We start from the raw sequence: 12,992 nt of genomic DNA, 5'->3' as shown, positions 1-12,992 counted from the left end.
ACCAGATTCTGCACGATTTACATAGATATACGATACCAATCACATATAGCTCGCCGAATTTTCGGTATTTTCACAATGAACTGCTGTTATGAGAGGATGTCTAACCAAGCCAGACATCCAGGAACAGCATGAGGACGAGACCGATGGACAGGCCCAGAGTTGCCTTGTCCTGATGCCCCCTACGGTGCGTCTCAGGTATGATCTCGTGACTGATCACATAGAGCATCGCGCCCGCGGCGAAGGCTAACCCCCAAGGCAGAAGCGGCTGCGAAAACGTAATGATACCCGCGCCGAGCAGACCGCCGATCGGTTCCACCAGCCCAGTCAGTGCGGCGATGCCCCAAGCACGACGCTTTGAATACCCCTCCCCCAGAAGCGACACGGCCACAGCAAGACCCTCGGGGGCGTTTTGCAACCCGATCCCGATGGCCAAAGGCAATCCGTCCTTCAGCCCGCCTGATCCGAAGCCAACGCCGACAGCAAGACCCTCCGGGAAATTGTGGATTGTGATCGCGATGATGAAGAGCCAGACGCGCCTGAGCGAGGCGGCCTCGGGCCCTTCGCGTCCCACGCTAAAGTGCTCATGCGGCAGCTTCTCATTCATCAGTGCAACGGCGCCCATGCCGAGCAGGATTGCCAGGCAGACGATAGCAGCCGGTGCCGCCTCGTTGTCGAATTGCAACTCAGCAGCGTCGAGCGCAGGAATGATCAGCGAGAAGAACGAGGCGGCCAGCATCACCCCCGCCGCGAACCCGAGCGAGAGATCTCGCGTTCCTTGCGAAGGAAGTCGTCCAAAGAGCACCGGAACGGCACCGAAGGCGGTCAGGGATCCGGCAGCAAGGCTGCCCAAAAATCCGAGAGCTATCGGGGAAAATTCAGTCACGAGCCACTTGCGGCTACCTCTTCGGCCACTCTCGTCCTCAGTTCCGCTTTTCCGAACGGCGCGAGCGGCGTCCCATTTACGAAGAATGTCGGAGTCTGGCTTACACCCATGGTTTCCACATCGGCGCGATCCTGGTTCAGGATTGCCGTTGTCTGAGGCGCCTGCATTTGTGTTCGAGCGGCATCGGCATCGAGTCCCGCACTTGCAGCGATCTGCAGGACCAGCCCTGGCTCAGGAGCTCCATGCGAGGCCCATTGCGGCTGCTCGCGCATGATGGCTTGAAGCACCGGTTCGAAGACGCCCTGCATCCTCGCCGCCTCAAGGACGCGGATGGCTTCTTCGGACCCCTCGCCATGGAACGGTGTGTAGCGTAGGACCACGCGCACCGCCGCGCCATGCTCGGCTATAATCTGCTTCACAGTCGGGTAGAAGGCGCGGCAAGCCTCGCAGGCGGGATCAAAGAACTCGACAATAGTGACCGGTGCTTGCTCCGGTCCAAGGATCGGCGAATACGGTCGCAACAATGCCTCAGCCTGCTCAGGCGGGAGGGTCCCCGTGGCAGTGGCGGTGATGGCCGCGGGGCGCGTAGCGAACCAGGAGGCCGCAGCGAAGACCGCAAGGCCCACGACAAGAATGGACAGAATCAATGGTCGGCGGGTCATGAACGCGGTTCCTTCAAAGAGAGAATCGATAAGCTCGCCGTGAGAATGAAGGCCAGAAGCGACAGAAGCGGGATGGGGACGCCAAGGATTGCCTGGTTGTCGTCGGTGCAGGAAGGTCCCGTCGCGGTGCATGGCTGGACGGGCTCCGGGATGATGCCCGCGTAGAGGCCGATATGCCAAAGCGCGACCATCCCCCCCCCGAGGCTGAGCGCTACACCGTAGCGCCCGACGCGGGCATCCTGCCACCAGAGGCCAAGGCCTAGGACGATTGGTAGCGGAAACATAAAGGCGCGCTGATACCAGCACAGCAGGCAGGGCATCCGGCCCAGCACCTCGCCGATGAACAGCACCGAGAGCGACGCCACAACCGTTACAACCCATGCGGCAGTCAACGCTGCTTCGCCAGTCACTCTCGTTGTCATGCGTCTATGTACCCTCTCAACTCAGCGAGCGCCTCCCCAGCGGGAATTCCCGTCCGGGCCAGCAGCATGAAGAACGCGTGCTCCGAGACGCCCGCACACGATTTCCGGAAGGGTGTCAGTTTCAATACAATCGGCCTGACCGCGATTCTCGGTTCATTGCGTTCCTACATCCTCAAGCTACTGGAGGTTCAAGCTGCTTTCCTGAGACCCACGATGGTTTCACGTGCCTGTGACTCGGGAGCTCCCCTTGCCGATCCGCGCAGCAGTATCTACCAAGACTGGAACATTGCGGAGACGCGGATGCTGACTATTGGCGCTCTTGCCAGGAAGACTGGGTCGAAGGTGCAAACGATCCGCTACTACGAGCAGATCGGGCTGATGCCCGAACCGGGCCGAACCGAGGGCGGACAGCGGCGCTACGGCGACGCCGAACTCGACCGGTTGTCCTTCATCCGTCATGCTCGACAGCTCGGCTTCAGACTGGAAGCGATCCGCGAACTCCTGAATCTGAGCGATCAGCCAGATAAGCCGTGCCAGGAAGCCGACTCCATTGCGAGACGGCAGTTGAAGCAGGTGGAGCAGCGTCTCGCGCGGCTGGAAGCCTTGCGTACGGAACTCGAACGCATGGTGCATGAATGTAGCGGTGGCCGAACAGCCGATTGCCGCGTGCTGGAGGTACTGCGCGACCATTCTGAATGCCTGACCGACCACAACGAGATCGGCGCCTAGAATGCCCGCGGCACTCGTCTATCCGCTTGCCGCGCTGGCCGAGATCGCCGGCTGCTTTGCCATCTGGGCATGGTGGCGCCTTGATGCATCTGCCCTTTGGCTCGCGCCGGGTGTGGTCGCTCTTGTGGCGTTCGGCTGGCTTCTCGCACAGGTCGATACCATCGCAGCGGGACGAGCCTTCGCCGCCTATGGCGGGGTCTATATCGCGGCCTCGGTCCTCTGGATGTGGCTCGCCGAAGCACATCGCCCCGACAGATGGGATGTGCTCGGTACCACAGTCTGCCTACTCGGCGCAGCGATCATACTCGCCGCCCCGCGTGGCGCCTGAATCTTTCCTCTTGAAGCTACAGTTGCTGGAGCGATTACACGTCTCGTCGACCGATTCTTCGGCTGATGTTGGTGCACCGCTCCATCCGCACGATGCGCCAATGCACCTATGGCACACGGGTGATAGGCCGCAAATCCTTGGACTGCGTCCGCGGACCGTTATGGGCGTCGATTCTTCAGCACTATGGGCCAAAGGGAACATCCGATGCCGCACGATCATGGACATGCGCATATCGACCCGGATTCCGGCGACCGCCGGGTCTCGATTGCAATCTGGGCCAACGCTTTACTGACAGTCGCCCAGATTTTTGGAGGCATCCTGTCCGGCAGCCTCGCGCTGGTCGCCGACGCACTGCACAATTTCTCCGACATGGCGTCGCTGGCAATTGCTTTTGCCGCACGCAAGATCGCACGGAGGCCGGCGGATGCACGTATGACCTTCGGCTATGGCCGGATCGAAATCGTTGCGGCGCTCATCAACTACACCACGCTGATCCTCGTCGGCTTCTACCTGATCTACGAGGGCGGCATGCGGATGATCGATCCCCCCGAGGTCGCGGGCTGGACGGTGGTCATCCTGGGCGGCGTGGCACTTGTGGTCGACACGTTAACGGCTTTGCTCACGTACTCCATGCAGAAAGGCAGCGTGAATATCCGCGCGCTCTTCCTCCATAATCTCTCGGACGCACTGGCATCGCTTGCCGTCATCATCGGCGGTACGCTCATCATTCTCTACGACATGCGCTGGGTTGATCCGGCCATCACGATCGGCATCGCGCTCTACATCCTCTATCTCGCTTTCACCGAGATTGGAGGCCCGATCCGGACCCTGATGCTGGGCAGCCCGCCGGACATCGACAACGACTCCGTTGTCGATGCGTTACGCGGAGTCGACGGTGTCGCGGACATCCATCATGCCCATTTTTGGCAGATGGAGGAGCATGTTGCCGCTCTCGACACCCATGTGGTGATAGAGAAGAAAGCCTGGGATCGCCTCGAAGACATCAAGCAAGCCATCAAGCGGATGCTCGAAAGCGAGTTCGGCATCACCCATTCAACGCTCGAGTTCGAGCGAGAGGACCAGTCGCATTGCAGCGCAGATCTGTATGGCCACGACGCCCGTCCTAGCCGGCAAGAGGATGATTGAGACCGGCCGCACCGAGTTCCAGAGTCTGCTTCTCCTTGCCGAAAACTCGGCCCAGCAGAAGTGATTTCTGACGAGCGCCGGACAACGTTGGGAGGCAGATGTAAACGGACACCTCAACCCGGCTCTGGCGAATAATCCCACCTCCAGTCGTGGCTCCACAGCGCGATTCCATGATGGTTGGTGTCAGATCCACGAGGCAGTGTGCGCACGGAGGCTCGGTTTTCGACGGGTCAGAATCGGAACTGCGCACCAGGGAATTTGTCGGACGGGCTTCGGTCACTGAAATGAATCCGCAGCGAGGACATCCGCCGCGTCTTCACGGCGAACTTTAGCGTCTACGGCGTCCGCAAGGTCTGGCGCCAGATGAAGCGCGAGGGCATCGATGTTGCCCGCTGCACGGTCGCCCGGCTGATGAGAAGCATGGGCCTGAAGGGCGTCGTGCGTGGCAAGCCGGTGAAGACGACGATCAGCGACAAGGCCACGCCCTGTCCGCTCGACCGGGTAAACCGGCAGTTCCAGGCGCCGCGGCCGACCGGCACCCTACGCGGGCGATGGGCTTGTTTGTCATTCCGACCGTGGATCGCAATACGTCAGCATCCGCTAGAGAGCGTCCCCATAAACGGGTTCAGCGAGGTGGCGTAATCTGATTCAATCTCCTGGAAGGGAGATTGCCATGCGTCGCCATGAACTGTCGGATCAGGAATGGGCTGTCATCGAGCCGCTGCTGCCGCAAAACAGCCGCGGCGTCGCCCGGGTCGACGACCGGTTAGAGATATGGAAGAACCAACCGAAGAGACGGTCGATGATCCGGGTGACGAGGTCGCGTCTGGTACCATGCGGGCGCAGGAGGATCGCGGCGAGCGCAGGGCTGAGCGTCAGCGAGTTCCCGCGGACAGGATCGTTGAGATGGCGATTGTCAGCGCAAACTGGCTGTAGAACTGACCCGTGAGGCCGGAGAGGAACGCCGTCGGTACGAACACCGCCGTTAGCACCGAAGTGATCGCGATGATCGGGCCCGTGACCTCGCTCATCGCTTTGCGCGCGGCTTCCTTCACCGTCGAGCCGAGACTGAGGTGACGCTCGACGTTTTCCAACACTACGATCGCGTCGTCGACCACGATGCCGATCGAGAGCACCAGACCGAACAGCGAGAGCGTGTTGAGCGAGAAGCCGAGGAGGTGCATCACCGCCAAGGTGCCAATCAGCGACACTGGCACCGCGACGAGCGGGATCACAGAGGCCCGCCAGGTCTGGAGGAAGAGGACGACGACCAGCACCACGAGGAGGGTCGCCTCGAGGAGCGTCGCCACAACGTCCTCTATGGAGGCGCTCACGAATTGAGACGGATCGTAGGCGATCCGGTACTCGAGCCCGGCCGGGAACATCTCCTGCAAGGTTGCCATCTTCGCGCGAACGGCGCTTGCAGTCTCGAGCTCGTTCCCGCCGGGGCTCTGGACGATCTGGATGGCGACGGCGGGCTTGCCGTCGAGCAGGCTTCGTAACGCGTACGCGTCGGCGCCGAGCTCCACGCGAGCGATGGAGCCGAGCCGCGTCACCTGCCCCTCCGCGCCGGTGCGAACGATAATGTTGCGGAACGCCTCCTCGTCCGCAAGGCGTCCGGCGGCGCTTACGGTCACCTGCAACGGCGAGCTGGAGTCTGGAGCTTGACCAAGAGAGCCTCCGGCCACCTCCACGTTCTGCTCTCTGATCGCGGCGACCACGTCGCTCGGCGTGAGGCCGCGGGCAGCCACCTTGGTCGGATCGAGCCAGATGCGCATGCTGTACTCGCCCGAGCCCCAGACCAGCGCGTCGCCGACGCCGGCCAAGCGCCGCAGTTCGTCCCGGACCTGGAGATGGGCGAAATTGGAAATGTAGAGCGGATCGTAGCGCCCCTCGGGCGACAAAAGGTGCACCACCATCAGGATGTCGGGCGATGTCCTCTCCGTCACCACTCCGAGTCGCTGGACGATCTCCGGCAGACGGGGAACGGCGCGCGACACGCGGTTCTGCACCTGGACCTGCGCGATGTCGGGATCTACGCCCTGCACGAAGGTGAGTGTAAGGGCAAGCCGCCCGTCAGTCGTTGCCCGGGACGACATGTAAAGCATGCCGTCGGTGCCGTTGACTTCTTGCTCGATGGGCGCGGCCACGGTCTCGGCGATCACCTCGGGGCTGGCCCTCGGATAGGCCGCCCTGACCACGACGGTGGGCGGCGTAACGGCGGGATATTCGCTCAGCGGAAGCTGGAGGAGGCTCAAGCCCGGAGCGTCGCTGCCATCTCCTGGAGCTCGCGCATCCGCGTCTCGAGGAGTTCCACCTGCTCCAGCGCGATCCCGCTTCTTAGACGCCACCCAACTTAGGCCTTAGTCAGCCACTAGGGGTTTGCTCCTCACCTATATTTTCACAGCAAGTCGTGAATGCTCATGCCGGAGAGGCTGAACAACGACGCGTTTGGGATCGACTGACATGGCAAAGTTTCTTGCGAAATTCACTGCGATCGCAATCTTGATCGCGGCCTTTGCCGGTTGCTCATCAACTTCTTCAAATTCGAATTTGACGGTCGGTGCTCCTGCCTCGAGCTTCGCCGGGACCGATCAGCAGGTTCGGTTCACACCTTGGTCGGGGCAAAGCGCCGTTGGCCAGTTGGCGAAGCCCTACTTCATCTCGTTCCGTGCCCGAAATGCTGAGAGCTACGGCCACTCGTTCGTCGCCTTCGGCGAACTCGATTCTCGCGGCAACGTCCCCTACGACAATGGGGGAGTCCTTGTCTCGGATATGACCGAGATTGCCGGTCTTCACCCCGCAGGAGGCAACGCTGTCTATACCATGGGCCATATCGCCCCGGTCCCATCCGAGACCGGCTTTTCGGACGGTGACACCGAGATCAGGTATCTTCAGAACGAGATGACCATCGCACTCACACCGGAAGAGTATCAGCGTATCCTTGGCCGGATCCGGCAGCTTCAGGGCAACAGCCCGCTCTGGCATGCTGTGGCCTATAACTGCTCGTCTTTCACGAACAAGATCGCTGACTTTATGGGCATGGAAACGGTCAACCACTTGCTCTTCCCGCCTAATTACATTGCGGCGCTGAAGGACGCCAATTCCGGCGTCGAGACGATTAGCGGGAGTGTTGATACCTTAGGGTGAGCTCTTCCGCCGGATAGGCCGCGACAGCCCCGCCCCCTTGACGTCTATAGCATGGATCCAATATCGGACGCGCCGCTGGGATAGGCGAACATGGTCGACTTGAGCTTCTCGGCCGTGATCCCGTGGCGGATCGCAAGTGCGAAGATATTGATGACTTCATCGGCATGCGGACCGACCAAGTGCGCCCCGAGGACGAGGTCGGTCTCTTTGTCCACCAGCACCTTGAAACCGTAGATCTTCTCCGCCGCCTGACGCGCGGTGAACCACCCTTCCGCGCGCGCGCTCTTCATCCTGAACTTCATGCCCTTATCCCGCGCTTCGGCCTCGGTGAGTCCCACAGCGGCGATCGGCGGAATGGTGAAGGCGACGCTCGGCACGCCGTCGTAGTTTGGCCTCTGCTTGTTGCCTTCGAGCAGATTGGCGGCAGCGACCTTGGCGTCATGGCTCGAAACGGGGGTGAGCGGCGGTCCCATCTGAGCGGCGTCGCCGGCGGCGTAGACCGTCGGATTGGATACGCTTTGAAGGTGCGCGTTCAGGACGAGCCGCCCGTTCTCGTGCTTGATCCCGGCGGCGGCGAGATCGAGGTCGGTGAGAGCCGGCTTGCGCCCGGCGGCGTGCACGACGAGATCGGCCTCTACGGTCAGTTCGCCGTCAAGGCCCATCGCCGAAACTCGATAGCCTTCTCCGGATTTCTCGATCGCGGTCACCTCCGCATCTGTCCGAACGTCGATGCCAAGGTCGCGAAACTTGTCCATCAGCCAGCCGACGAGGTCCGGATCGAAGTGCTTCAGCATGCGCTCGCCATGCTGGAAGATCGTCACCTTGGCGCCGGCGCGGGCGGCGATGTGCGAGAACTCCGCAGCGATGTAGCCGCCGCCGACGAGCACGATCCGCTTGGGAAGCCTCTCGAGCTCCAGAAAACCCTCGTTGTCGATGAGGTGCTCCTCGCCCGGGATTCCGAGCCGCAGCGGCTCCGCACCGGCAGCGATCAGGACGTGTCGCGCTTCGACCGGCGTGCCTCCAATGTCGAGCGTGTTCGGTCCGATAAACCGCGCCGGTCCGTGAAAGGTGTCGATGCCCTTCTCTTCGTAACGCTGCTCGTGCTTGTCCGGAATCGGAACGGTGAAGCTGCGCTTGAAGGCGAGGAGACCTGGCCACTCGAGATGGGTATCTCCTTCCACGCCATGGCCCTGCATGCGCCAGGCGTGGTCGGCCGCATCGGCGCCGCCGATCATCATCTTCTTGGGGTCGCAGCCTCTCAAGGCACAGGTGCCGCCGAAGGAGCGGAAATCCGCCACCGCCACGCTCCACCCTGCCGCGCGCACACGCATCGCGGCAACCATCGCTGCCGTCCCGGTGCCGATAATCAGAAGATCGTAGCTGATAGCCATGGTTCATTCCTTTCCTTGAAGTTGGCGGACGCGCCGCCGCGAGGCTGCCCAGCCGAACGGAGCGCCGATGTCGCAGAGGACGTCGGCTCCGCCCAGCATCGGGATCGGCATTTCTGGGTAACTATCCGTCATCCGATCGCCGTCTCGATGAGCGTCCCAGAGTTCTCCGGCTTCGGGACGTCGGCCTGAACCGGCCCGGCGCAGCCGCCATTCTCCGGAATCTCGGGAACGATTTGCTCGGCCGACTCCTCGTCAGAGCGGAAGTTGACAATGGCCGATGCCACCGCCGCGGCGAAAGTCCATGCGAGGCCGTCGCCAATCCCGAAGCTCGCGCCCCCCTTTTCGGCGGGCTGAGACCGAGAGCGTCGGTCATTGACCCGTCCAGGATGACGGACATTCTCACGCCGGCGGCGGCAACCGCTCCGAGCGAGTCCATCCCGGCCCTCCGGCGCATCACGCAGTAGACCGGTCCCCAGCCAACGCTGGAGGTGTAGTGGAGGGCCATGCCTACGGCTATCGTCTCCGGTTCGTCGACATCGAGACCTGCGTAGTCGGCGAATATCTCGGCCCGGAAGGGCGGGTCCGGTCGGACACGCTGCTCCCTCTGTTCCGTATCGTCGGGCGAGACCGCCCAGGGCGCCTGCTGGGCGTTCATAAGGCATTGCATTTCGCTGCGCAGCAAACGTCTTGGGCGGCGCGATGTTTCAACCGGCGCAACAGGATAGCTTAGCCACATCCTTGCCGAATCCCTGTGCGGCGAGCTTCAGGCCCTCCACTGTGGTGAGATATGGGAAGATGGTCTCACCGAGCGCCCGCGTCGTCATGCCGACCTTCAACGCCATCGACAGTGTCTGGATGCTGTCGGCGCCCTCGGGCGCGAGGATCTGGCCACCGAGCAGCCGGTCGGTCCTGGCGTCGGCCACGAGCTTGATCAGCCCGCGCGTATCTCTGGCGACCAGTGCCCGCGGCACCTGATCAAGCGGGACGACCGAGGTCTTTGGCTCACATCCCGCGGCGCGTGCACTGGCCTCGGTCAGCCCTACGCCCGCCACCTGAGGATCCGTGAACACGACCCAAGGCATGGCTCCATTGTCGTAGACCAGGCTGTCGCCGTTCAGCGCATTCTTCGCCGCAAGTTTCGCGCCGTAGGCCGCCATGTAGACGAACTGGTCGCGCCCGGTGACGTCGCCCGCGGCATAGACGCCGGGCCGGGTGGTCCGCATGCGGTTGTCGACGACGACCGCGCCGCGCCAGTCGAGTTCGACGCCGGCATCCGTCAGGTTCAGGATTTCCGCGTTGGGACGCCGGCCTGTCGTCGCCAGAACGCGGGCGGCGCTCAGTGTCTCTTCCCTGCCTTCGGAGAGCACGGTGAGCACGGCCCCTTCGTCGTGACGCGCGATGTGACGGTAGAAGACTCCGGTCCGGACCGTTACGCCCTCGTCCCGAAGATAGGCCGTCAGCGCCTCCGAAACCTCGGGCTCGGCTTCGGGCAGGAGACGGGACCGCGTCACGAGCGTCACCGCAGTTCCCAGACGCGCGAACATCTGCGCGAGTTCGCAGCCTATGTAACCGCCGCCGATGACGAGGAGCGAGGCAGGCTGCTCGGTCAGTTCCAGCGCCGTTGTGCTGGTCAGGACCGGCACGTCCCTGATGCCGGCGATGTCCGGGATCACCGGCGATGCCCCGGTTGCGATGATGACTTTTCCTGCACTGAGCGGCGCACCATCGACCAGGAGGGCGTCGCCCTCGAAGCGCACCTGGCCTTCGATGTAGTCCACGGCTTCGTAGTCCGGCAGCAGGTCCGCGTACTTCTTCTGCCGCAAGCTTGCAACGAGATCGTCCTTCGCTGCGATGAGCGACGGCCAGTCGGTTACCCGAACTCCGCAGGTGAGCCCCGAGAACCGTTCAGCAGCACTGGCGCCGTGCAGCGCTTCCGCCGCTCGGATCATTGTCTTGGACGGCACGCAGCCGACATTCACGCAGGTGCCGCCGATCGTTCCGTGGCCGATGAGGGCAACCCGCGCACCGAGGTCCGCGGCGGTGATGGCGGCGGAAAATCCGGCCGAACCCGCGCCGACCACCGCGAGATCGTAGCTGCCCTGGCGGGGCATTGAGCAGCATGCATCCATGTCAGCGTCCTTCGGTATTCGATCGGGTGGGGGGCGTGCAGCAATCTGCCGCCCGGCGCTGAAGCCAAAGACCGTAGGCGATCAGCCCCAGCGCGACGAAAAGCACCGGTAAGAGCACATAGTCGAGCCAACCGAGCCAGGCCGACAGGCCGACTGCGCCAAGGCCAATGACGAGGATTGGGGTGAAGCAGCAGATCGCGGCGACCACGGCGCCAACGATGCCGGACCTGGTGATGGTGCGATCCTTCATCGCACGTCAGCTTTGCGCCGCTGCCGGATACCCGGCGTTCGTCGAGGCGGCGCGGATCCCCGCGGTATTGGAAATCGCGGGGTCGAAGACGACGGTGGCGGTTTTCGCCTCGAAATCGATCTTGACGGAGCGCACGCCCTCGACGGCCTCCATGGCCAGACGGACAGTTATCGGACAGGTCGCGCAGGTCATGTTCTCCACGTCGAACACCACGGTCTTGAGTTCGGCTTGCGCGGATGCCGTCTGACCGGCGGCTGGCAAACTCTGAATCGCCAGGATCGCCGGCGCCCCCAATAGGACGGCTGCGGCGGTGGAAGCGAAATAGGATTTCATGACGAGCCTCCTTGCTCAGTAAAGAAGCGGCGCCCACCAGTCGATCGTGATCGCGGCGAGCACTAGGACAGTGGCGGACCAGAGAGCTGTCCTGGTGAGAAGTGCTGATCGCGACCGGGCGCAGACGGTGCCGGGCTCGCAGATCGTGTTCGGCTGGAAGTAGACCTGCCGGAACCCGAGGCCGATGAAGAGGAGCGCGATAGCTGCGAACAAGGGCTTTAGGGGCTCGAGCGCAGTCAGATTGCCGATCCATGCGCCCGAGACGCCGAGCGAGAGAAGGGCCAGCGGCCCAATGCAGCAGCTTGACGCGAGGACCGCCCCAGTGACACCTCCGGCCGCGAACCAGTCCTTCCGGCGGCTCCCGACTTCCCCCGCGGGATGCCAACGTTCCCGGTTCGTGATGCTCATCAACTTCGCCTCTCGATCCTCCGCTCGATCTTCTATAAGGTCTGTAGCAACTACAGGCTCAAGAGGGTTTTTTGCGATGAGCGATCACGCGTCCGGGAGGGGTCTGCGGCGCGCTGAGCTGGCGCGACGAACCGGCTGCAATCTCGAAACCGTCCGCTATTATGAGAAGATCGGTATGATGCCCGATCCGCCGCGCACGGCGGCAGGCTACCGGGTCTACGGCTCGGATCATGTCTCGCGGCTGAAATTCATCCTGCGCGCCAGAGAGCTTGGGTTCTCGATCGAGGAAATTCGGGGGCTTCTCGACCTCGTCGACGTCGGCGACCAGACTTGTGCGGAGATCAAGGAGCGTACCGAACGCCACCTTTCGAACGTGCGGACGAAGATTGCAGACCTCAGACGGATTGAGATAGTGCTTGCGGCGGCGGCGGCCCGATGTTCGGGAGGTGATGTGCCGGACTGCGCGGTTCTGGAAACGCTCGAAGGCTCATGACTGCGCTAAGTTCGTCCTGCTGCGTTCACCCCGCAGCGTTACACCGCCGCGGGTAGGCGCCTCTCCCGGGATCGAGCGTGACCGTCGCATCTGGCCTGATGAGGATTTCGTCCTCGACAGGACGCATCCGTGCGACGCCGTCCTCCACCGACTACTCGTGGCTCGCGAACCTGCCCGCGACGGTAGCCGATCTGCCGATCTGCTCAACTTCCATCGCTGCTGCTGACGGATGAGTACCCCGCCCCGACCCTCGCCCTTGGCAGTGTCGGGCGGGATGACGGATGGTCGATCGTGAGACCTCCAGCTTTGAACTCATGCGCCGTGGCGAGGCCGACAAAGCCGAGGCTGATGGCCACCGCAGTAGCGATATGCATCAACCTCATTTGGGATACCGCGCATAAACGGTGGAGGTGCCGTCTCGCGCGACGAGGAGGACCTCGTAGGATTCATCGCTCTCGCCCATACCGGGGCTGCCGGCAGGCATGTCGGGAACGGTTAGACCGATCGCGTCGGGCTTCTCTGCGAGGAGCCGTTTGACCTCCGCCGCCGGAACGTGACCCTCGACGACATAGCCGCCGACGAAGCCCGTATGGCACGACGTCAGGCCTGGCTTCAGTCCGGCCTCCATCTTCTTCGCGTAGAGATCCGCCATTGCGAGGTTCTCGTTC

Annotated in this window: 14 protein-coding genes and 3 pseudogenes; 7 read left to right on the top strand and 10 right to left on the bottom strand. The window is 62.8% G+C overall.

All coding sequences use genetic code 11. The features are described 5' to 3' along the window. Positions 1–100 precede the first annotated feature (100 nt). From H9Q09_RS09990 to H9Q09_RS09980, 3 genes are read right to left on the bottom strand one after another with little or no spacing between them, the layout of a single operon-like run. Positions 101–883: a ZIP family metal transporter gene (locus H9Q09_RS09990; protein WP_187390891.1), complete on the bottom strand. Its 783-nt coding sequence runs from the start codon at positions 881–883 to the stop codon at positions 101–103. After that, positions 880–1,545: a thioredoxin domain-containing protein gene (locus H9Q09_RS09985; RefSeq protein ID WP_187390890.1), complete on the bottom strand. Its 666-nt coding sequence runs from the start codon at positions 1,543–1,545 to the stop codon at positions 880–882. The genes H9Q09_RS09990 and H9Q09_RS09985 overlap by 4 nt, the downstream gene beginning before the upstream one ends. After that, on the bottom strand, positions 1,542–1,967 hold the full coding sequence (locus tag H9Q09_RS09980) for a disulfide bond formation protein B (RefSeq protein ID WP_009209154.1): 426 nt from the start codon (positions 1,965–1,967) through the stop codon (positions 1,542–1,544). Before H9Q09_RS09980 ends, H9Q09_RS09985 begins: the two co-directional genes overlap by 4 nt. A gap of 300 nt (positions 1,968–2,267) precedes the next feature. On the opposite strand from H9Q09_RS09980, the gene H9Q09_RS09975 reads away from it, so the two are divergent. The 5 genes and pseudogenes from H9Q09_RS09975 to H9Q09_RS22450 all read left to right on the top strand — a co-directional run. Continuing rightward, the gene (locus H9Q09_RS09975; RefSeq protein WP_009209153.1) at positions 2,268–2,696 is read left to right on the top strand and encodes a helix-turn-helix domain-containing protein; all 429 of its coding nucleotides are present in this window, start codon (positions 2,268–2,270) and stop codon (positions 2,694–2,696) included. A 1-nt stretch (position 2,697) separates the two neighbouring features. Further along, positions 2,698–3,024: a YnfA family protein gene (locus tag H9Q09_RS09970; protein WP_009209152.1), complete on the top strand. Its 327-nt coding sequence runs from the start codon at positions 2,698–2,700 to the stop codon at positions 3,022–3,024. 204 nt (positions 3,025–3,228) lie between these two features. Further along, the gene (locus H9Q09_RS09965) at positions 3,229–4,170 is read left to right on the top strand and encodes a cation diffusion facilitator family transporter (RefSeq protein WP_024352270.1); all 942 of its coding nucleotides are present in this window, start codon (positions 3,229–3,231) and stop codon (positions 4,168–4,170) included. 300 nt (positions 4,171–4,470) lie between these two features. Further along, positions 4,471–4,698 (top strand): annotated as a pseudogene (locus tag H9Q09_RS09960) (IS3 family transposase); the annotation flags it as partial. A gap of 145 nt (positions 4,699–4,843) precedes the next feature. Beyond that, positions 4,844–4,936 (top strand): annotated as a pseudogene (locus H9Q09_RS22450) (IS5/IS1182 family transposase); the annotation flags it as partial. Between the two features lie 11 nt (positions 4,937–4,947). Here the strand turns inward: H9Q09_RS22450 and H9Q09_RS09955 are convergent. Then, positions 4,948–6,428 (bottom strand): annotated as a pseudogene (locus H9Q09_RS09955) (efflux RND transporter permease subunit); the annotation flags it as partial. Positions 6,429–6,636: 208 nt separating this feature from the next. On the opposite strand from H9Q09_RS09955, the gene H9Q09_RS09950 reads away from it, so the two are divergent. Continuing rightward, positions 6,637–7,320, top strand: coding sequence for a hypothetical protein (locus H9Q09_RS09950; protein ID WP_246716087.1), 684 nt, complete (start codon positions 6,637–6,639; stop codon positions 7,318–7,320). A gap of 44 nt (positions 7,321–7,364) precedes the next feature. On the opposite strand, the gene H9Q09_RS09945 is transcribed toward H9Q09_RS09950, so the two are convergent. From H9Q09_RS09945 to H9Q09_RS09925, 5 genes are all read right to left on the bottom strand, one after another. Then, the gene (locus H9Q09_RS09945; RefSeq protein ID WP_187390888.1) at positions 7,365–8,711 is read right to left on the bottom strand and encodes an NAD(P)/FAD-dependent oxidoreductase; all 1,347 of its coding nucleotides are present in this window, start codon (positions 8,709–8,711) and stop codon (positions 7,365–7,367) included. 704 nt (positions 8,712–9,415) lie between these two features. Then, complete coding sequence (gene merA, locus H9Q09_RS09940; protein WP_187390887.1) at positions 9,416–10,840, bottom strand: mercury(II) reductase; 1,425 nt, start codon at positions 10,838–10,840, stop codon at positions 9,416–9,418. Between the two features lies 1 nt (position 10,841). Further along, a complete protein-coding gene (gene merF, locus H9Q09_RS09935) occupies positions 10,842–11,090 on the bottom strand; it encodes a mercury resistance system transport protein MerF (RefSeq protein ID WP_187390886.1) in 249 nt (82 codons plus the stop codon). Between the two features lie 6 nt (positions 11,091–11,096). After that, positions 11,097–11,423: a heavy metal-associated domain-containing protein gene (locus H9Q09_RS09930; protein ID WP_187390885.1), complete on the bottom strand. Its 327-nt coding sequence runs from the start codon at positions 11,421–11,423 to the stop codon at positions 11,097–11,099. A 15-nt stretch (positions 11,424–11,438) separates the two neighbouring features. Continuing rightward, positions 11,439–11,831 (bottom strand): mercuric transporter MerT family protein, encoded by a 393-nt coding sequence (locus H9Q09_RS09925; RefSeq protein WP_187390884.1) that lies wholly within the window; start codon positions 11,829–11,831, stop codon positions 11,439–11,441. 76 nt (positions 11,832–11,907) lie between these two features. On the opposite strand from H9Q09_RS09925, the gene H9Q09_RS09920 reads away from it, so the two are divergent. Then, entirely contained in the window at positions 11,908–12,324 is a 417-nt protein-coding gene (locus tag H9Q09_RS09920) for a helix-turn-helix domain-containing protein (RefSeq protein WP_187390883.1), read from the top strand. Between the two features lie 379 nt (positions 12,325–12,703). Here the strand turns inward: H9Q09_RS09920 and H9Q09_RS09915 are convergent. Continuing rightward, positions 12,704–12,992 (bottom strand): DUF411 domain-containing protein (locus H9Q09_RS09915; protein ID WP_187390882.1); only part of this gene is annotated, 289 nt, incomplete at its 5' end.

It is taken from the genome of Aurantimonas sp. DM33-3 (genome assembly GCF_014334315.1).
GTDB lineage: Bacteria > Pseudomonadota > Alphaproteobacteria > Rhizobiales > Rhizobiaceae > Aurantimonas > Aurantimonas coralicida.
The sequence above is the reverse complement of the archived record's forward strand: the minus strand, read 5'-3'. Positions and strand labels throughout refer to the sequence as shown.